Raw genomic sequence first — 18,871 nt, 5'->3', positions numbered from 1 at the left:
AGAGTCGCGAGGGAAAACGCCAAATGGCAGGCGTGAAAAAGCAGCGGACGCCCGGGAAGGCGTCCGCTGGCAATCGGGGGAATTACTTCTTTACGGTGACGACGCGGTTGTCGATAAGACGGGCCTTGCCGAGATAAGCAGCCATCAGGATCACCAGCTGCTCGCTCTCGTCAGTGGCAGATTCGAGGGTGGCGGCATCGACGATGTCGATGGCATCGGTGCGAAAACCGGCATTGTCGAGACGCTGACTGGCCTGCGCCACCAAGGAGGGCAGGTGGTGGTCACCCGCTTCAATCTGCTCGGCGATCCAGTTCATGGTGCGCGCCAGCTCGGGAGCAATAGCACGCTCGGCGGCCGTCAGATAGCCGTTGCGCGAAGAGAGTGCCAGCCCGTCTTCGGCCCGCACGGTCGGCACGCCGACGATCTCGATGGGCATCGCCATGTCGGCCACCATCTTGCGAATGAGCGCCAACTGCTGGTAATCCTTCTGGCCAAAGAAGGCCACATCCGGCTGTACCAGATTGAACAGCTTGGTGACGACAGTGCTGACCCCGCGGAAGTGACCCGGACGCAGCGCCCCCTCCAGCAGATTGGAGAGACCCGGTACCTCGACGAAGGTCTGGCTGGCCAGCCCCTGCGGATACATGATCTCCGGGGTCGGGGTGAACACCATGTCGACGCCGGCCGCTTCCAGCGCGGCGCAATCCTGCTCCAGAGTGCGCGGGTAGTTGGCAAGATCCTCGGCCTTGTCGAACTGCATCGGGTTGACGAAGATGCTGACCACCACTTTCTCGGCGTGGCTGTGCGCCTCCTTCACCAGCGTCAGGTGGCCCTGATGCAGATTGCCCATGGTGGGCACGAATGCGATGGCACGCCCTTCACGGCGCCATTGGCTTATCTGCTCACGCAGAATGACAGGATTATTTACGACCAACATCAGCAGTTCACCTTCCGATAAATCAAAAACAGAGACGGGTTGCATCCACAGATAGCGCTCGGGCGGGATGGGGCACGAACATGGCTATCAGCAGTTCACCTTTAGATGAATCAATAAGATACGGATTAGCTATACGGATTAACTGTGCAAGGCTGACAAGCAGAGACGGGGGCCGCAGCCCCCATCATGCAACTGCCAGGATCAGTTGAAGCAGTGCTCCGGGCCGGGGAAGCTCCCCTCGCTCACCTGCTGGACATAGAGGCGGATGGCAGCACGCACATCGCCGGTCTCGGCCAGGAAGTTCTTGGTGAACTTGGGCACATAGCCGGAGGTGACGCCAAAGGCATCGTGCATCACCAAAATCTGACCATCGGTCGCGGGGCCGGCACCAATGCCGATCACCGGGATGCGAAGCGCCTTGGTGATGCGCTCGGCCAGCGCAGTGGGCACACACTCGAGCACCAGCAGCTGGATACCGGCCGCTTGCAGTTCGAGGGCCTGACGATAGATCTCCTGCGCCTGAAACTCGTCACGCCCCTGCACCTTGAAGCCACCAAAGACATGAACGGATTGCGGGGTGAGACCGAGGTGACCACACACCGGCACCCCGTTGCGGGTAAGGTGGCGGATGGAGTCACACAGCCAGTCGCCCCCTTCCATCTTCACCATGCGGGCACCGGCCGCCATCAGGCGGGCAGCGTTCTGGTAAGTCTGCTCGGGGGTGGCGTAGCTCATGAACGGCATGTCGGCGACCACCAGTGCCTTGCTGGCACCGCGCGCCACACAGCGGGTGTGATAGACCATCTCATCCATGTTGACCGCCAGGGTATCCTGACCCCCTTGCAGCACCATGCCCAGTGAATCGCCGATGAGCAGCACGTGGGCCCCCTCGTCGTCGAACAGCTTGGCAAAGGTGGCATCATAGGCGGTGATGGCAGTGAACTTTTGACCTTCCTGCTTCATCTTCAGCAGGCTGGCGGTGGTGATCTTGCTCATAGAGGCTCCTGTACGTCTGCACGCGGGGCAATGATGGCCAAATCATTGTGCGGGCAGCGGGCAACCAGTCGGGCGAGCGGGGTGCCGCAGGGCAGCACCAGAGCAGGCGCAATTTCGGCAAGGGGCAGCAGCACGAACTCCCGCTCCTTCATGCCGTAGTGGGGTACGATCAGACGCTCATGGTTGATCACCTGATCCCCATAGAGCAGCAGATCGAGATCCAGAGTTCTCGGCCCCCACCGCTCATCTTTGCGCACACGTCCCTGTTCCAGCTCGATTTTTTGTAATTGATCCAGCAGCGCAAGGGGCGCGAGCCGGGTATTGAGCCGGGCCACGGCATTGACGTAGTCCGGCTGGTCAGCAGGGCCCATGGGGCGGCTGCTGTAAAACGACGAGGCCTCCACCAGCACAGATTCCGGCAACCTTGCCAGGGCGGCAACGGCGCGACGAGCCTGACCCAGCGGGTCAGACAGGTTGGAACCAATGGCGATGAAGACCTCGGTCATCACGTCTGTTGTCACTCGGCCACTTTCGGTTTGCGGCGACGGGGGCGACGACGGTTGCGGCTGTTGCTGCTGCGCTTCTCGCCATCGTGGCTACGGGGCTCACCGCGCTCACCGCTTGCCGGACGACGGGTCGCTTCACGCTGCAGTTGCGGGCGCACATCCGGATTGGAGGCAACATAACGCTCCCACCAGCTGGCCAGCTCACCGAGACCGCGCTCGACCCGGTTACGCAGCAACAGGAAGTCGAACGCCGCGCGGAACTTGGGATGCTCCATGGCGCGCTCGGGGTGCTTGCCCTGACGACGGGTCAGACGCTGTTGCAGTGCCCAGATGTCGCGGACATCTGTGGTGAAACGGCGGGGAACGGCGATGATCCGCACCTGATTGTCTAGTACCTCGTTGATCGCCAGCATGAAGGCGTCATACCAGGGCAGGCCGCTCTCGTTCTCCAGCACCCGACCACGGGCCTCGACGCAGCCCCACAGCAGGGTGGCGTAGAGGAAGGCGGGGGTGACGCGCTTATCTTCGCGGACGCGGGTGTCGGTATCGATCAGCGCCTGCTCGATAAACTGCTCGTAGGGCGAGTTGCCGTGCGGAGTAAACAGCGCAGCCACTTGCGGGAAGAGCTGCTGGAACAGGCCGTACTCGCGCAGCAATTTGTAGGTCGCCAGACCGTCGCCAGCCAGGAACAGCTTGAGGGTCTCCTCAAACAGGCGGGCAGCCGGGATGTCTTGCAGCAGTGGCGCCAGCTCCTTGATGGGGGCGGCAGTACGCGGGCTGATGGTCATATCCAGCTTGGCGGCAAAGCGCACGGCGCGCAGCATGCGCACCGGATCTTCACGATAACGGGTCTCGGGATCGCCGATCAGCTCAAGCTTGCGCTCGGCCAGATCTTCCAGACCCCCTTCGAAATCGTGCAGGGTGAAATCTTTGGCGCTGTAGTAGAGGGCGTTGACGGTAAAGTCGCGGCGCTCGGCATCCTCTTCGATGGTGCCGTAGACGTTGTCGCGCAGCAGCATGCCTTCATCAGACTGGGCCGACACATGTTTGCTGGTATTGACCTGATGGTGGTGACCCCGGAAGGTGGCCACTTCGATCACGTCACGACCAAAGACAATGTGGGCCAGGCGGAAACGACGGCCAATCAGGCGGCAGTTGCTGAACAGCGCCTTGATCTGCTCCGGCGTCGCATCGGTTGCGATGTCGAAATCCTTGGGCGTCTTCCCGAGCAGCAGATCCCGGACTCCGCCGCCGACCAGGTAGGCCTCATAGCCCCCTTTGTTCAGGCGATAGAGCACCTTGAGTGCATTCTCGCTGATCTCTTTGCGCGAAATAGGGTGCTGATCACGGCTTAAGGTACGACGTTGACCGGCGACACGGGCTGGAATGGGGGATTCCACCGACTGCTCGCCGTCTTCCTTGCCGAGCACCTTGCGGCAAAAGTTTGCGATCTGGGAAAAAATGGTACACCTCTTCATGACTTCTAAATTGACGGGAGGCCAAAAAATAGCGGCCTATCATAGCTCACGCCTGCACAAATGAAAAACCATGTGGCTACTTCAGCTCATTTGAATCAAACCGAGCCAAAAAATAGCGGTCTATCTGCACATAGCTCACGTACTGTTACACGAAAACCGGCTCTTTTTACTCAAGATCCAGCGGGATCTTCTCGCTGGCTGGCACCCGTTCGAGCTGCCAGTTGGCGATGCCCCATTCGATGATCTCGTCGATCCGGCTCGCCATCAGCTCGGGCGGCGGGCACTGGCTGAGGAAGTGCAGCGCCTGCCACAGGGCCGGTCGCACCTCATCGAGCGCCAGCGCCGGCGCATGGTTCTGCTTGGAGAGCTTGTTGCCATCTGCTAGCACCGCCAGCGGTAGATGCACCCAGTCGGGCACCGGTGCACCCAGGGTCTGGTAGAGGGCAATCTGGCGCACCGTGGGTTCGAGCAGATCGGCGCCGCGCACTATCTCGGTGATACCGCTGTCCATATCATCCACCACTACTGCCAGGTTGTAGGCGTAGAGCCCGTCGCGGCGACGGATAATAAAATCCTCCTCGGCGAGCGCCGCCGGGACCGCGATATGGCCCTGCAACCGATCGTCGAAGTGGTAGACCGGATGGTGCTGGCGCAGCCGGGCGGCGCAACCTTCGGCCGCAAGCCCGAGGGTGCGGCAGTGGCCGCTGTAGAGACCGCCCGCGGCCATGATTTCTCGCCGGGTGCAGCGGCACCAGTAGAGATCCCCCGCCCGATAGAGCTGGTCAATGATCTCGTCATAGCGGCCGTGGCGCGCGCTCTGGAACATCACCTCCCCATCCCACTCGAGACCATATGCTTCAAGGGTCTTGAGGATCAGGGCCGCAGCCCCCGCCATCTCTCGCGGCGGATCGATATCCTCGATGCGTACCAACCAACGTCCCTGCTGCGCTCTGGCCTGCAAAAAGCTGCCGAGGGCGGCGATCAGCGAACCGAAATGAAGCGGGCCTGAGGGTGAAGGAGCAAAGCGGCCGACATAGAGGCGCGCAAGGGGTGAGGATGGGGAATTCACTGGCATGACTATTCGGGTAAGCGATTCATTGAGGCTGCATTCTGGAGCGCGACCGCCAAAAGCTCAATAAAAAAGGGAGCCCGCGAGCTCCCTTTTTCATATACCAGAGGGTCGGGATCAACCGGCCATCTGTTTTTCCTTGATCTCGGCCAGCGTCTTGCAATCGACACAGAGGTCGGCAGTCGGACGGGCTTCCAGACGACGGATACCGATCTCGATACCGCAGTGTTCGCAGTAACCGAAATCATCGTCTTCAAGCAGCTGCAAGGTCTTCTCGATCTTCTTGATCAGCTTCCGTTCACGGTCGCGGGTACGCAGTTCAAGAGCGAACTCTTCTTCTTGCGCGGCACGATCCACGGGATCCGGGAAGTTGGCAGCCTCGTCTTTCATATGGTCGACGGTACGATCAACTTCCTGCATCAGTTGGTTGCGCCAGGCACCCAGGATCTTGCGAAAATGCGCCTTTTGTTGGTCATTCATGTACTCCTCACCCGGCTTTTCCTGGTAAGGCGCGACACCCGCAATGGCCAGGGGGCCCAGAGATTTCCTGTTTTCGCCTGTTGGCATGCCCTGTCTCCTAATTCAGCACGCTACCCGTGCCATCCATAAATTGAGGGCGACATCTATAGCAGAAGGGTAACGGGTAAGCAAACAAGCCGTACCAATAATGTTACCCACTCCAATATTTATGCACTCCCCTCGGGTAACAGGTGACCAGATTCAAACGGGATAAACCCTTGAGCCACCATGCCTTGCACCCCAACATGGGGCCGATAGCATAAAATTTCAACCCCCACCGCGATTGCCTGCTCAATTAGCAGACTATAGTGCGGATCTATATGGGTTGCAGGGCGTATCCGGCTTATTCCGGAGTGCAACACCATAAAGAGCAGCACGGCCCTGTGGCCCGCCGCTTTCATCGCCATCAACTCGCGTAAATGCTTGGCACCACGGGCGGTGACTGCATCGGGGAAGTAGCCCATGCCAGCCTCCTCCCGCTCGTCGAGCAGGGTGACCGATTTTACCTCGATGTAACAATTGCCCTTCTCGTCATCTTCCAGCAACAGATCGATGCGACTGTTCTCTTCGCCATACTTCACCTCGGTGCGCAACCGGCTGTAACCCGCCAGCGGAGCGATGGCCTCCTGCTCGATCAACTCCCGGGCGATCTGGTTGGCGCGCGCCGTGTTGACGCAGATAAAGTGGCCCGCCGGGCTCTCGGCGATCTCCCAGCTGTTGGGCAGCTTGCGCTTGGGGTTGTCGGAGGTGGAGTACCAGACCCGGGTGCCCGGATCGGCACAGCCGGTCATGGCACCGGTATTGGCGCAGTGGATAGTGATGACCTCGCCGTTATCGAGTTGCACATCGGTCAGAAAGCGCTTGTAGCGGGCCACCAGCTGGCCCGATTGCAGGGGGGGATCAAAAATCACGGGTTAGCCCTCCGCGCGTCTTCTTTTACCCGGGCGCGCAGCGGCCAGCAGGCAAGCGGCTCGTAGCGCACCCCGTCCGGGGTCGAGACGGATTGATAGAGGCAGAACTCGTCAGCCTGCAGCAGAAAATTTGGGGCAGGCAGGGTGGCTGGCGCCTCACCCGCCTTGCGCGACAGGGTGACATGGGGGCGATAACCCTGCTCGCCATTGCCAAGACGCAGCTTCTCGCCGTGGCGGCGCAGCGCCTTTGCCAGCACGGTCAGCTCGTTGGGCCACTCCTTCGGGCCAATCCAGGCGGCCTTGGCCCGGCTGAACCAGCCGGTCTCATCCAGCCTGATGGAGAGCGGCGGACAGTGTTGACGCTCCACGGCGGCGATCAGGCGGCGGGTGGTCAACTCGTCCGCCTCCCCCAGAAAGGCCAGGGTCAGATGGAGGTTGGCTTGCGGCACCGGCTGACCGGGCCAGGGCAGCTGATCGCGCCAGGCGATGAGCTCGGGGGCGAGCTCCTTGACGGGCAGGGCAAAGAAGAGTTTGGCCATGTGGTGATAATGCCTTTTTCACGCTCATTGGATGGGCCCATTCTATGGCAGCCATCCGGCCATGTCTCGCCAGCCTCCCGTCCGAGTAGCCATCTGCGCACATCCACTCACGGTGGCGCGAGTGGCTGTGGCAGAATAGGCGCCGTTTTACCGGTTGCCACAGAAGGTGCTCATCGCTTTGTCCCAGCTCCCCATCGTTTCGGTATTGCCCGAACTCTTTGCCGCCCTCGACAGCCACAGCAGCGTGATCCTGCAGGCGCCCCCCGGTGCCGGCAAATCGACCCTGCTGCCGCTGGAGCTGGTGCGTCAGAACCGGCTGCCTGGCCGCATCATCATGCTGGAGCCAAGGCGCCTCGCGGCGCGCAATATCGCCACTTTTCTGGCGCGCCAGCTGGGGGAGAAGGTGGGCGAGCGCATCGGCCTGCGGGTGCGTGGCGAGAGCCGCACCAGCGCAGCAACCCGGCTCGAGATCGTCACCGAAGGGGTGCTGACCCGGATGTTGCAGCAGGATCCCGAGCTCACCGGCGTCTCGCTGGTGATCTTCGATGAGTTCCACGAACGCAGTCTGCACGCCGATACCGCGCTGGCCTTCGCTATCGAGAGCCAGCAGGGATTGCGCGATGACCTCAAGCTCCTGGTGATGTCAGCTACCCTGGATGGCATGGCACTCGAGACCTTGCTGCCGGATGCCCCTGTGGTTCGCTCCGAGGGGCGTGGTTTCCCGATCGATTACCACTACCGCCCCGCCAATCGCCAGCAGTGGCTGGAGCCGCAGGTCGGCGCCGTGGTGCTCGAAGCGCTGGCCGAGCAAGATGGCAGCCTGCTGGTCTTTCTGCCGGGACAGGGGGAGATCGAGCGGCTGGCACAATGGTTGGCAGACAAACTGCCGGACGACGTGACCCTCGCCCCCCTCTACGGTCGCCTCGACATGGCGGCCCAGCAGGCAGCCATCGAACCGGCACCTGCCGGCCGCCGTAAGCTGGTGCTCACCACCAATGTGGCGGAGACCTCCCTCACCATTGAGGGGATTTCGGTGGTGATCGACAGCGGGCTGGAACGACGGGCCTCCTTTGATCTGAAAAGCGGTGTCACCCGACTGGAAACCCGCCAGATAGCCAAATCCTCCGCCACCCAGCGGGCAGGCCGCGCCGGTCGCCTCGGCCCCGGTATCTGCTACCGGCTCTGGAGCAGCGAGGTGCAGGAGCGGCTCGCCGAGCAGAGCCCGCCAGACATCCTCACTCAGGAGCTGACCGGCCTGCTGCTGGACGCCGCCCAGTGGGGGGCAAAGGTGGAAGATCTGCCGCTGCTGGACATGCCCCCCGCCGCTGCGGTGGCCAGTGCCCAGCGGCTGCTGGTGGCCCTTGGTGCCATGAAGCCGGAGGGTGAGCAACAACTCACTCCCGCTGGCCGCGCCATGGCCGCCTTCGGTACCCACCCTCGCCTCGCCCGCATGCTGCTGCGCGCCCGCGAGCTGGAATCCGAGGGTCTGACAGGGATTGTCGCCGATGCTGCTTATCTGGTGGCGTTGCAGGAAGAAGATCTGCGAGGATCGGAGCGCCTCTCTGTGCTGTTCCACCGCCGTCAAAACGCCCTGCGCCAGAACGCTGCCCGCTGGTTTGAACGGCTTGGCGCCCGCCCTGCCAATGCACAGGGCCAGTGGCTGGGGCTGCTCTGCGCCCTCGCCTGGCCGGATCGCATCGGCAAACTGCGTAGCGGCTGTCGCTATCAACTCAGTGGTGGGGTGAGCTGCGATCTGGTAGAAGGTCATCCCTGTCAGGGACAAGCCGCCCTCATCGCCATCGAGATGGGGCAGAACGATCGCGGCAGCCGCATCTTTATCGCCGAACCGGTCGATCTGGACGAGCTGGCACGCCTGCTGCCGGAACTGGTGAGCGAACGGCAGTGGTTCGACTGGGATGAACGGGAAGAGCGGGTGCGCGCCGAACGCCAGCAGGTGATCGGCGAACTGGTGCTGAGCCAGCGACCGCAGACCGAACTCTCTGACGAGCAGAAAGGGCGCTGCCTGCTGCAAGGCATTCGCCGCAAGGGGCTGCATGTGCTGCCTTGGGACGAGAGCAGCGAAGGGCTGCTGGCCCGTCTGCGCTGTGCCCGCGACTGGCTGCCCGATGAGGGGTGGCCCGCGATGGATGACGAGAGCCTGCTGGCCACGTTGGAACAGTGGCTGCTGCCAGCGGTGAGCGGTATGACCCGGCTGGAGCAGCTGAAGAAGCTCAATATGAGCGACATCCTGCGTCAATCCCTGCCCTGGCCGTTGCCCAAACGGCTGGACGAGGCACTGCCGAGCCACTTTGCAGCGCCCACCGGCAGCCGGGTGCGGATCCGCTATCAACCGGGGCAGGCACCGGTGATCCCGGTGCGCATTCAGGAGATGTTCGGGCAAGGTTCGACCCCCTGCGTGGCCGATGGCCGGGTACCGCTGGTGGTGGAGCTGCTCTCCCCCGCCCAGCGACCGCTGCAGATCACCGCCGATCTGGCCGCCTTTTGGGCTGGCTCTTACGAGCAGGTGAAGAAAGAGATGAAGGGGCGCTATCCCCGCCACTACTGGCCGGATAACCCGCTGGAAGCGATGCCGACCAAGGTCACCAAGAAGAAGATGGGCATCTAGGTTCGACGGGTTAATCCCGCTCGGACGTTCGCGAATGCGATATAACAAGTAGAAAGGAAAGCAAAGAGGATTTATGGCAACCCAACGACGCAAGCGAGCCCCCAAGAAGGCAGCGCCCAAACGCACCATCTGGCGCAGGCTGTTCTGGCTTGGCTTCAAGCTCTCCCTGGTGGTGGCGGCCTTTATGGTGGTGTTTGGCATCTACCTCGATACCAAGGTGCGCGAGCGCTTCGATGGCGAGAAGTGGCAGCTGCCGGTGATGGTCTACAGCCGTCCGCTGGAGCTCTATCCCAGCCAGCGCCTGTCGCGGGACCAGATGCTGCGCGAGCTCAACATGCTGAGCTACAAGCAGGTGCGCCAGCCTCACACGCCGGGTGAATACACCATCAACGGCAACCGCATCGAGCTTATTCGCCGCCCATTCGAGTTCTATGATGGCGCCGACGGGGCCCGCGGCCTGCGCCTCACCTTCAACGGCCCGCGCCTTGAGGGGATCCAGTCACTGGAGAACCAGCGCCAGCTCGGTTACGCCCAGATGGACCCTGTGCTGCTCGATCGCCTCAATACCGAAGATCGGGAAGATCGCCTGCTGGTACGCATCGCCGAGGTGCCCGACAGCCTGCTGGTGACCCTGCTCACCACCGAAGATCGCGACTTCTACCAGCATGGCGGCGTCTCGCCGGTGGCCATCATGCGGGCCATGTTCGCCAACCTGATCGCGGGTCGTACCGTGCAGGGGGGCAGTACCCTGACCCAGCAGTTGGCCAAGAACTTCTTCCTGACCCGTGAGCGCAGCCTGTGGCGAAAACTGCAGGAAGCCTACATGGCGGTGCTGATCGACTATCGCTACAGCAAGGACGAGATCCTGGAGTCCTACCTCAACGAGGTCTATCTGGGGCAAAACTTCTCGCAAGGGGTCTACGGCTTCGGGCTTGCCTCCTACTTCTACTTCGGCATTCCGGTCAACGAGCTGGATATCGATCAGGTGGCCCTGCTGGTCGGTCTGGTGAAAGGCCCCTCCTATTACGACCCATGGCGCTTCCCGGAGCGGGCCAAAACCCGCCGTGATCTGGTGTTGAAGCTGCTGATGGATCACGGCAGCCTGACCCAGGCCGAATATGAGCTGGCCAGCCGCCAGCCCCTCGGCATCATCGCCCGCGGCCAGATGAGTTATGGCCGTACCCCGGCCTTTATGGGACTGCTCAAGCGAGAGATCCAGAGCCGCTTCGGCGCCGATCTGCTCAAGCAGTCTGGCCTCAAGATCTTCACCAGCCTCGACCCCATCGCCCAGCACGCGGCCGAGCGGGCGGTCGAATCGGGCCTCGCCGATATCGAGAAACTGCGCGGCAAGAAGAAGCTGGAGGCGGCCATGGTGGTCTCCGACTGGCACAAGGGCGAAGTGGTGGCACTGGTGGGTGGCCGCGATCCCCGCTACGCCGGGTTCAACCGGGCGCTGGATGCCCGCCGCCAGATCGGCTCGCTGGTGAAACCGGCGGTCTACCTCACCGGTCTCTCCAACGGCCTGACCCTGGCGACCCCGCTCAAAGATCAGCCAATCCGCATTCGCGGTCAGGATGGTCAGGTCTGGACGCCGCAAAACTACGATCGCAAGTTCCGCCAGAGCGTGCCGCTGATGGATGCACTGGCCAGCTCACTCAACGTGCCGACCGTCAATCTGGGTCTGCAGGTGGGGCTGGAGAAGGTTGTCGATACCCTGCACAAGCTGGGAGTCCAGCAGGAGATCCAGCCCTATCCGTCGCTGGTGCTGGGGGCGGTCGCCCTCTCCCCGCTGGAGGTGAACCAGATGTATCTGCCCATCGCCAATCAGGGGCTAACCCAGCCGCTGTCGGCCATTCGCGCCGTGGTGAACGGAGATGGCAGCCTGCTCTATCAGCATGATCAGACCGCCAAGCGGGTCACCGACCAGCAGGCAAGCTGGCTGACCCTGTTCGCCATGACCAAGACGGTGAGTCAGGGTACGGCCCGCGCGCTCAGTGCCAAGTTCCCCGGCGCCACCATGGCGGCCAAGACTGGCACCACCAACGAGCTGCGCGACTCCTGGTTTGCCGGGATGGACAACAACGAGCTGGTCAGTATCTGGGTCGGTCGCGACGACAACACCCCGGCGGGCTTGACCGGTGCCAGCGGTGCCCTGCAGCTCTTTAGCGGCTACATGAGCCAGCGCGGCGTCAACAGTCTGGGACTGAAGATGCCGGAAGGGGTCACCTGGGCCAACTTCTCCCGCACCAGCGGCACCCGCGTCGCCAGCGACTGCCCGGGCAGCCTGCAGGTGCCGGCCAAAGCCTCCACCATGGGCTCCCCGGCCGGTTGCGCCAGCAGTGCGACGCCACGCAGTGCGCTGGATGACTGGTTCGGCGGTTTCTTCAACTAGATCAACGACACGGGCAGCGCAGGCTGCCCGTTCACTATGCTGCTGACAAGGAAACACCATGACCTTTCCGCTGTTTGACGCCATCCACCATGTGGCCATCATCGCCAGCGATTACCCACGCTCGCGCCACTTCTACCACGAGGTGCTGGGGCTGCCCATTATCGCCGAGACCCTGCGCGAAGCACGTCAATCGTGGAAACTGGATCTGGCCCTGCCGGACGGCAGCCAGCTGGAGCTGTTCAGCTTCCCCTCGCCTCCCGAGCGCCCCTCCCGCCCCGAGGCGTGCGGCCTGCGCCATCTCGCCTTTCGGGTCAGCGATCTTGACCGGGTCATCGCCCATCTGCTGACCCATCGGGTCGAGGTAGAGCCGGTACGGGTGGACGAGCTGACCGGCAAGCGCTTTACCTTCTTCGCCGACCCCGACGGCCTGCCGCTGGAGCTCTACGAAGCGCCGCGCTGAGCCTGCATCGACCAAGCAATCAGCCAAACAAAAGCCGCCTGGTTGCTACCGGGCGGCTTTTCTTATTGCTTCAGGTTATCAGGCGGTAGTCAGCATAACGACAGCCAGCGCCATCACCATCATGCCAGCCCAGCCGATGGGCTTGAGCCGCTCACCGAAGAAGAGCAAACCGCCCAGCGCCGTACCGACGATGCCGATAGCCCCCCAGGTGGCGTAGGCAACAGCCAGGTCAATCTGGCCGCCACTTACCGCTTCCGAGAGCAGGGTAAAGGCGCCGAGTACCAGCATGATCCCCAGGAAGCCCCACCCCTTGTAACGAAAACCCTTGGAGCGGTTGATAGCCATGTTGGCGCCGATATCGATCAGTGCGGCACCCAGTACAATCACAAACGGACTCATGCTGTGGCCTCCGCTTCTACTGACTTGTCTGCGGGCTCATCATGGGTCTCCCCCATGGTCACCATAACAATCCCCACTATCGCGAGAGCCAGGCCAATCAGCTCCTGAACGGTCACATCGTAACCAAGGAACATGACCGACACTATGGTGATCAGGGTGATCCCGAGCCCCTCCCAGAGCGCAAACGCAATACCAATGGAGATTGTTTTGGCGGCTTTCGCCAGCAACCAGTACGAGAAACCGATCAACAGCCACATCGGGATGTAGTTCATCCAGCCAGCCCCCTGCTCGGGGATCATGGCCATGCTGGAGGTACCGGCGACCTCGGTCACGATGGCGCCGGTCAAAAACAGCCGGGCCAGAAACATACGACTTAATAACATATAAGATGCCTTTGTTGCTTCGACGGGAGAGATGGTAAACGGGGAGAAGCAACTCGCGACAATCGCTCAGCGTCGATTATTCCGACGCCACAGGTTTGCCTTGCCTTGGTTTGGCACGCTAAGGTGATGGTGAAAAACTCCGCCACAGCCTGTAAAACATGAAGCTATATCAGATAGAACTCTTTGTAGAGTCAGCCAATAGCGGCTCTATTGCCAATACCGCCCGTCGCCTCGGCAAAAGCCGCAGCGCAGTCAGCACCTCCATCGCGGCGCTGGAAGTTGAGCTTGGCATCGAACTTTTTGAACGAGGTGCCAATCAGAGTCGGCTGACCGAGATCGGTGAGCTGGTGCTGGATGATTGCACTCGCCTGCTACAGGCAGCCAACAGCCTGCAGCAGAAGTGCAAACATTACGCCTCGGGGGCCGAAGTGGCGCTGCGGGTCGCCCGCGATGACGCGATTCCCGAGCCGGTATGGCGCGAGATGCTGGCTAGCCTGCACAATCAGTTTCCCGGCACCAGTATCTCGCTGGTGCTTGCCTCTCCGCCCGAACTGCCGGCGCTGGTGGAAGAGGGATTCGTCGATGCCGCTTTTGGCCTTATCACCGAAGATCAGGAGCGCAGCGGCCTCAATATCGACGTGCTCAACCCGATCCGCACCCTGATGGTGGTGGCACCCAGCCATCCGCTAGCCGGACTGAAGCGGGTCAAACAGCAGGATCTGACCGATCACACCCAGGTCACCCTCTCGTATGTAGATGAATTTTCGGTAAAAAGCCTGCTACCTGTGGGAGGTCAGCATATCGGTCTCTCCAGCTTCGAGTTGATGCGCAATGCGGTGCTGGACGGACTGGGCTGGGCGGTGCTCCCCTCGCCACTGATCCAGAGCCAGCTGCGACAAGGCTCCCTGCTGACTCTGAAACACAAGTTCAGCCTGCAGTGGCGGGATTACGGGGTCTATCTGGCGGAAAACGCCTATCACGGCAAGGTGTTGGCCTGGTTGAAGAAGTCGATCCAGGGGTATCTGGAACCTTTCGAGTAGCGATAAAGAGGCGGAGCCAGCTCACGATATCTACTTATCCTGATGATCCGAGCGGATGTGATCGTGCATACTGTTCACATACTCATTGAGCGCCGGAGGCGTAACCGATATGAGCAGTGCCCAAGACAAGGACGATATCTTGCTGGACGACGACATCATCGAACTCGATGATGAGGAGGTCGTGGTCCCCAAGGCACTCAACCCATGGCAAGTGCTGATCGTGGATGATGAGCCGGATATCCATCATGCCACCCGCCTGGCCCTCTCCAACATTCACTACAAATCCCGTCCGCTGGAGCTGCTCAATGCCTACAGCGGCGCCGAAGCTGGCCACATGCTGGAGGCCAATCCTAGGATTGCGCTGATCCTGCTCGATGTGGTGATGGAGACTGAAGACGCAGGTCTGCGGCTGGTGCACCGGATCCGCAACGAAATGCACAACTCGCTGGTGCGGATCGTACTGCGTACCGGCCAACCCGGCCAAGCCCCCGAGCAGCGGGTCATCCTCGATTACGACATCAATGACTACAAGACCAAGACCGAACTTACGGTACAAAAGCTCTACACCACCGTCATCGCATCCCTGCGTTCATACGAAACCCTCAGTGCCATCGACAAGAGCCGGCAGGGGCTCGGCAAAATTCTGGAAGGGGCGGGCGATCTCTACCATCTTCATTCACTCAAGGAGTTTGCCTCCGGCGTGCTGAAACAGATCAGCGCCATTCTCGATGTGGGCACCGAAGGGGCTATCTGCGCCGAGCGCCGTCCCGGCGAACAGGGGCTGGAGATCCTCGCCGCCACCGGCGACTACGAGACTCTGCTGGATGATGGCAAGATCACCGACTTTCCCCCCCTCAATGACTCGGTCCTGAAGGCACTGGCGGCGCGCTGCAACCGCTTTGAACACCCGCAGGACTCCCTCTATATCGCCGCCCAGAATGGTCGCGAGTTCGTGCTGAGTTTTACCCCGACCCAGCCCCTCGATCCCCTCGAGTGCGATCTGCTGGATGTCTTCTGTCAGCGCATCTCGGCGGCCTACGACAACCTCTATCTCTACAACCAGTTGCTGCGCGCCCAAGAGGCCACCGTGGTGGCGCTGGCGGCGCTGGCGGAGTTTCGCGACTCCGATACCGGCGAGCATGTCTTGCGGGTGCAGAAGCTATCGGATGCCATCGTGGCCGAATTGAAGCAGATAGCGGCCTATCCCGAGCAGCTGACCCCGGAGTTTGTCGAGATGATCGGCATGGCCTCCATCCTGCACGATGTGGGCAAGGTGGGCACCCCGGATCATATCCTACATAAGCCCGGACGTTTCGACCCGGAAGAGCGGGCCATCATGGAGCAGCACGCCGGTATCGGCGCCAATATCCTGCACAAGGCGGGCGAAATGGTGGAGGGAACCAGCTACCTCTCTCTCGGCGCCGAAATCGCCCGGGGCCACCACGAGCACTTCGATGGCAAGGGCTACCCGCAGCAGCTGGCTGGTCAGCAGATCCCGCTGTCGGCGCGGATTGTGGCGGTGGTCGATGTATTCGATGCCCTGCTCAGCAAGCGCCCCTACAAGGAGCCCTGGACGCTGGCGCAGACCATGGAGTATATCCAGTCCCGCTCCGGTACCCAGTTTGACCCCCATGTAGTGACAGCCCTGTCGCGACTGGTCAACGAATCGAGACTCCCCTACTCGCTCTGACCCCCTTTGCTCGCAACTCCACATGCTCTGCCGGTGACTTTGCTCACCGGCAGGGCATCAAAACAGCCGTTTTGTTGCATCCCGCACACATCTAAGCGCCGCAAAGCGGAAACATCCCCCTTCTTTGTTAGCGATAGCCGCTGAAATATGGTCATTTAACATCACATCGCTATAATATCGGCCTGCAAACCTGATACTAACAACGAAGGAATTATCATGAGCCTGAACCTGGTACCGGCCGGCAAGAGCCTGCCCGACGATATCTATGTCATCATCGAAATCCCGCAGAATGCCGACCCGATCAAATACGAAGTCGACAAGGACAGCGGTGCTATTTTCGTCGATCGCTTCATGTCTACCCCGATGTTCTATCCGTGCAACTACGGCTACGTGAACGCGACCCTCTCTCTGGATGGTGACCCCGTCGACGTACTGGTTCCGACCCCCTACCCGCTGCTGGCCGGTTCTGTCATTCGCTGCCGCCCGGTTGGCGTGCTGAAGATGACCGACGAATCAGGCGAAGATGCCAAGATCGTTGCCGTACCGCACTCCAAGCTGACCAAGCAGTACGACCACATCCAGGATGTGAACGATCTGCCGGAACTGCTGAAAGCCCAGATCCAGCACTTCTTCGAGCGCTACAAAGAGCTGGAAGCGGGCAAATGGGTCAAGGTGGAAGGTTGGGGCGACAAGGCCGCTGCCGAAGCCGAGATCAAGACCTCTGCCGAGCGTTACGCTGCCAAGTAAGCGTCACCCGGAATGAGAAAGGCGCCTTATGGCGCCTTTTTTGTCGGTATTTGCGGCAGCTGACCGGCCGCTTCTTCGGCAGGATTGCCCTGAATGTATATTTCACGGCCATCTTTCTGGTAAGGCCGATAGAAATCACCGCCACAGCGATAGCCGCCGCCCGGCTGGCTCATCAGCTCGCAGTTGACCGGCAACATCTCCAGCCACTTGATGGCCTGCTGGTAGCGCAGCCAATCCTGCCATTCGTGCTCGCGTGCCAACTGATCACGCAGGGCAAAGGTATCCGCAATGGACATCCCCTTGTTGACGATCACTTGACCCGCCATGGCTGGCAGGCTGAGCAGCCCAAACAGCACTATGATCCAAGGCTTCATAACCCCTCCAGAGTGACTTAATTTCACAATTAAATTAAAAGTCACATCAATCTGTTATCCAGATCACAAAACGAAACATCACCAAAGTGGTGCCGGCTCACCTAGTTGTTAATTATCGTCCACGGCAGGAAGCACCACCATGAAGCTGACCCCCGCGCTGTTGCTCAGCCTCACTCTCAGCACCACCCTTGCTGCCACAAGCAACGCCAGCGAGATCAACATGAGCTGGCAGTGGCAATCCACCGATGGCCAGCGCAAGCACTTCCAGCTGACCACCGACGATCAGGTGATGGCCGCCAGTCGCCACGAGATGAGCCTGCTGAAAGCTTCCCTCACCAATCCGCTGGAGACGCTCTACGCCTATATCAGCCCGCGGCTCTACAACAGCATCAACCTGATCAATCAGAGCAGCCCCGAGACCGCTACCAAATTTCGCAATCTGGAGCAGGCCTTCACCCTGCGGGACGACAGCATGGAGTCGCTGCTGTTCTGGCAAGCCTACCAGCAGTATCAGGAGGATGCCTTCTACCAGATGAGGGTGATCCCCTGCGTCCATCCTGCCAATCGCAAACTGCCTTGCGTGCGACCCGATTACTCCCAGCTCTTCTACCACTTCAAGGGGCATCTCAAGCCGCTGGCGCAGCAGTTTGCCGCCAAGGATCTCGCCACCAGCGTCAGCCTGCTGCAGGAGTGGCTGAACGCCATCCCCACTCAGCCGGAGCAGCTGGATCACTTCGCGCCGCCGCTGCAAGCGTTGCAGGATAACAAGGCCGACAGCGACGAGAAGGCGCTGCTGATGGCCAGTCTGCTGGCGGAGCTGGCGCCGCAATATGTGCTCAGCATCATCTATCCGGATATCAGCATCGGCAGCGTCTCCCCTGCCTGGCTGGCCATTACGGCAGACAGTGGCGTACCCGGTGATGTGGTGGTGATCAACAATCAGCGCCATGTGCTGTTGACCGGCTCGTCCCTGCTGGCCCAGCAGATGACCATGGCCAAGATCCCCCTCATCAGCGAGTCGCTCTACTGACGCAAACAGCTCAGACCAGCTGCCAATTCATTGATTTTTATCGATGTCATGCCATCCTAGCCGCCCTTGCCAGCCAACCACCTGACTGGCGGGGCGCCGACGCTTCTGAATTGCGATCTTATTTAACACTTTTTAAACAGATCCGATCAGTTTAGGATGAAGCTCGCCCATTCCCTCAATCCGAAACTCGTTATAACATAACAAATGGAGTGTCATCAGGATGAAACATCTCGTACTTACTTTGGCGCTGCTGCCATCTCTGGTCTTTGCTCACAACTTCAAGGATGGCAACCCGGTGCCGCTGGTCAATGTCAGTGACAAGGGTGAGCTGGTACTGAATGGCAAGGAGATCGGCTACCAGCCGTGGCAGAGCACCTCGCTCACCGGCAAGGTGTTCCTGATCCAGCATATTGCCGGTCGCTCCAGTGCCAAGGAGCTGAACGCCCCGATGATCGAGGCGATCAAGGCCGCCAAGTTGCCGCAAGACAAGTACCAGACCGTTACCATCATCAACAGCAATGACGCCATCTGGGGTACCTCCGGCTTCGTGAAGAGCAGTGCCGAGGACAGCAAGAAAGAGTTCCCCTGGTCCGCCATGGTGCTGGATGCCAAGGGGATGGCGCGCAACGCCTGGGATCTGACGCCGGAAAGCTCGGCGATCATCCTGCTGGATAAAGAGGGCAAGGTGCTGTTTGCCAAAGATGGCCAGCTCGATGCCAACAACATTGCTACCGTGATGGGGCTCATCAAGTCCCATCTCTAAGTCAGAGAGAAA

Annotated in this window: 19 protein-coding genes; 8 read left to right on the top strand and 11 right to left on the bottom strand. The window is 60.8% G+C overall.

From position 1 onward, the window contains the following. Positions 1-82 precede the first annotated feature (82 nt). The 8 genes from panC to thpR all read right to left on the bottom strand — a co-directional run bounded on the left by panC (position 83) and on the right by thpR (position 6,955). The gene (panC, locus tag A9G06_RS08545; RefSeq protein ID WP_069554927.1) at positions 83-937 is read right to left on the bottom strand and encodes a pantoate--beta-alanine ligase; all 855 of its coding nucleotides are present in this window, start codon (positions 935-937) and stop codon (positions 83-85) included. 201 nt (positions 938-1,138) lie between these two features. After that, on the bottom strand, positions 1,139-1,933 hold the full coding sequence (panB, locus tag A9G06_RS08540) for a 3-methyl-2-oxobutanoate hydroxymethyltransferase (protein ID WP_005335640.1): 795 nt from the start codon (positions 1,931-1,933) through the stop codon (positions 1,139-1,141). Next, a complete protein-coding gene (gene folK / locus A9G06_RS08535; RefSeq protein WP_005354659.1) occupies positions 1,930-2,439 on the bottom strand; it encodes a 2-amino-4-hydroxy-6-hydroxymethyldihydropteridine diphosphokinase in 510 nt (169 codons plus the stop codon). The genes panB and folK overlap by 4 nt, the downstream gene beginning before the upstream one ends. A gap of 11 nt (positions 2,440-2,450) precedes the next feature. Next, a complete protein-coding gene (gene pcnB, locus A9G06_RS08530; RefSeq protein WP_069554926.1) occupies positions 2,451-3,917 on the bottom strand; it encodes a polynucleotide adenylyltransferase PcnB in 1,467 nt (488 codons plus the stop codon). A gap of 166 nt (positions 3,918-4,083) precedes the next feature. Further along, positions 4,084-4,992 (bottom strand): tRNA glutamyl-Q(34) synthetase GluQRS, encoded by a 909-nt coding sequence (gluQRS, locus tag A9G06_RS08525; protein WP_069554925.1) that lies wholly within the window; start codon positions 4,990-4,992, stop codon positions 4,084-4,086. Positions 4,993-5,103: 111 nt separating this feature from the next. After that, a complete protein-coding gene (dksA, locus tag A9G06_RS08520) occupies positions 5,104-5,553 on the bottom strand; it encodes an RNA polymerase-binding protein DksA (RefSeq protein WP_005335644.1) in 450 nt (149 codons plus the stop codon). 119 nt (positions 5,554-5,672) lie between these two features. Then, the gene (gene sfsA / locus A9G06_RS08515; protein ID WP_069554924.1) at positions 5,673-6,416 is read right to left on the bottom strand and encodes a DNA/RNA nuclease SfsA; all 744 of its coding nucleotides are present in this window, start codon (positions 6,414-6,416) and stop codon (positions 5,673-5,675) included. Further along, a complete protein-coding gene (thpR, locus tag A9G06_RS08510; RefSeq protein ID WP_069554923.1) occupies positions 6,413-6,955 on the bottom strand; it encodes an RNA 2',3'-cyclic phosphodiesterase in 543 nt (180 codons plus the stop codon). The genes sfsA and thpR overlap by 4 nt, the downstream gene beginning before the upstream one ends. 178 nt (positions 6,956-7,133) lie before the next feature. Here thpR and hrpB point away from each other — a divergent pair, with 178 nt between their 5' ends. The 3 genes from hrpB (at position 7,134) to A9G06_RS08495 (ending at position 12,433) form a co-directional block, all read left to right on the top strand. Next, the gene (gene hrpB / locus A9G06_RS08505; protein ID WP_069554922.1) at positions 7,134-9,581 is read left to right on the top strand and encodes an ATP-dependent helicase HrpB; all 2,448 of its coding nucleotides are present in this window, start codon (positions 7,134-7,136) and stop codon (positions 9,579-9,581) included. Between the two features lie 73 nt (positions 9,582-9,654). Beyond that, a complete protein-coding gene (gene mrcB, locus A9G06_RS08500; RefSeq protein ID WP_069554921.1) occupies positions 9,655-11,973 on the top strand; it encodes a penicillin-binding protein 1B in 2,319 nt (772 codons plus the stop codon). Positions 11,974-12,031: 58 nt separating this feature from the next. Next, positions 12,032-12,433, top strand: a complete 402-nt coding sequence (locus A9G06_RS08495; protein ID WP_069554920.1) for a VOC family protein — start codon at positions 12,032-12,034, stop codon at positions 12,431-12,433. Between the two features lie 78 nt (positions 12,434-12,511). On the opposite strand, the gene A9G06_RS08490 is transcribed toward A9G06_RS08495, so the two are convergent. Both A9G06_RS08490 and A9G06_RS08485 read right to left on the bottom strand, forming a co-directional pair. Continuing rightward, positions 12,512-12,832, bottom strand: a complete 321-nt coding sequence (locus tag A9G06_RS08490) for an SMR family transporter (RefSeq protein WP_005335659.1) — start codon at positions 12,830-12,832, stop codon at positions 12,512-12,514. Next, positions 12,829-13,215 (bottom strand): SMR family transporter, encoded by a 387-nt coding sequence (locus A9G06_RS08485; RefSeq protein ID WP_005335660.1) that lies wholly within the window; start codon positions 13,213-13,215, stop codon positions 12,829-12,831. The genes A9G06_RS08490 and A9G06_RS08485 overlap by 4 nt, the downstream gene beginning before the upstream one ends. Before the next feature lie 158 nt (positions 13,216-13,373). On the opposite strand from A9G06_RS08485, the gene A9G06_RS08480 reads away from it, so the two are divergent. The 3 genes from A9G06_RS08480 to ppa all read left to right on the top strand — a co-directional run bounded on the left by A9G06_RS08480 (position 13,374) and on the right by ppa (position 16,692). Continuing rightward, entirely contained in the window at positions 13,374-14,255 is an 882-nt protein-coding gene (locus A9G06_RS08480) for a LysR family transcriptional regulator (RefSeq protein ID WP_069554919.1), read from the top strand. A gap of 109 nt (positions 14,256-14,364) precedes the next feature. After that, positions 14,365-15,945 (top strand): DUF3369 domain-containing protein, encoded by a 1,581-nt coding sequence (locus A9G06_RS08475; protein WP_069554918.1) that lies wholly within the window; start codon positions 14,365-14,367, stop codon positions 15,943-15,945. 216 nt (positions 15,946-16,161) lie between these two features. Continuing rightward, positions 16,162-16,692: an inorganic diphosphatase gene (gene ppa / locus A9G06_RS08470; protein ID WP_005335667.1), complete on the top strand. Its 531-nt coding sequence runs from the start codon at positions 16,162-16,164 to the stop codon at positions 16,690-16,692. Between the two features lie 26 nt (positions 16,693-16,718). Here the strand turns inward: ppa and A9G06_RS08465 are convergent, their stop codons facing one another. Beyond that, positions 16,719-17,066: a hypothetical protein gene (locus A9G06_RS08465; protein ID WP_069554917.1), complete on the bottom strand. Its 348-nt coding sequence runs from the start codon at positions 17,064-17,066 to the stop codon at positions 16,719-16,721. A 139-nt stretch (positions 17,067-17,205) separates the two neighbouring features. On the opposite strand from A9G06_RS08465, the gene A9G06_RS08460 reads away from it, so the two are divergent. Both A9G06_RS08460 and A9G06_RS08455 read left to right on the top strand, forming a co-directional pair. Further along, the gene (locus A9G06_RS08460) at positions 17,206-18,096 is read left to right on the top strand and encodes a hypothetical protein (protein ID WP_069554916.1); all 891 of its coding nucleotides are present in this window, start codon (positions 17,206-17,208) and stop codon (positions 18,094-18,096) included. Positions 18,097-18,316: 220 nt separating this feature from the next. Beyond that, positions 18,317-18,859 (top strand): YtfJ family protein, encoded by a 543-nt coding sequence (locus A9G06_RS08455; RefSeq protein ID WP_069554915.1) that lies wholly within the window; start codon positions 18,317-18,319, stop codon positions 18,857-18,859. Positions 18,860-18,871 lie beyond the last annotated feature (12 nt).

Origin of the sequence: Aeromonas sp. DNP9 (genome assembly GCF_001728955.1) — a bacterium.
Classification (GTDB): domain Bacteria; phylum Pseudomonadota; class Gammaproteobacteria; order Enterobacterales; family Aeromonadaceae; genus Aeromonas; species Aeromonas veronii.
Note: the sequence above shows the minus strand (reverse complement) of the source record. Positions and strands in the feature narration are given on the sequence as shown.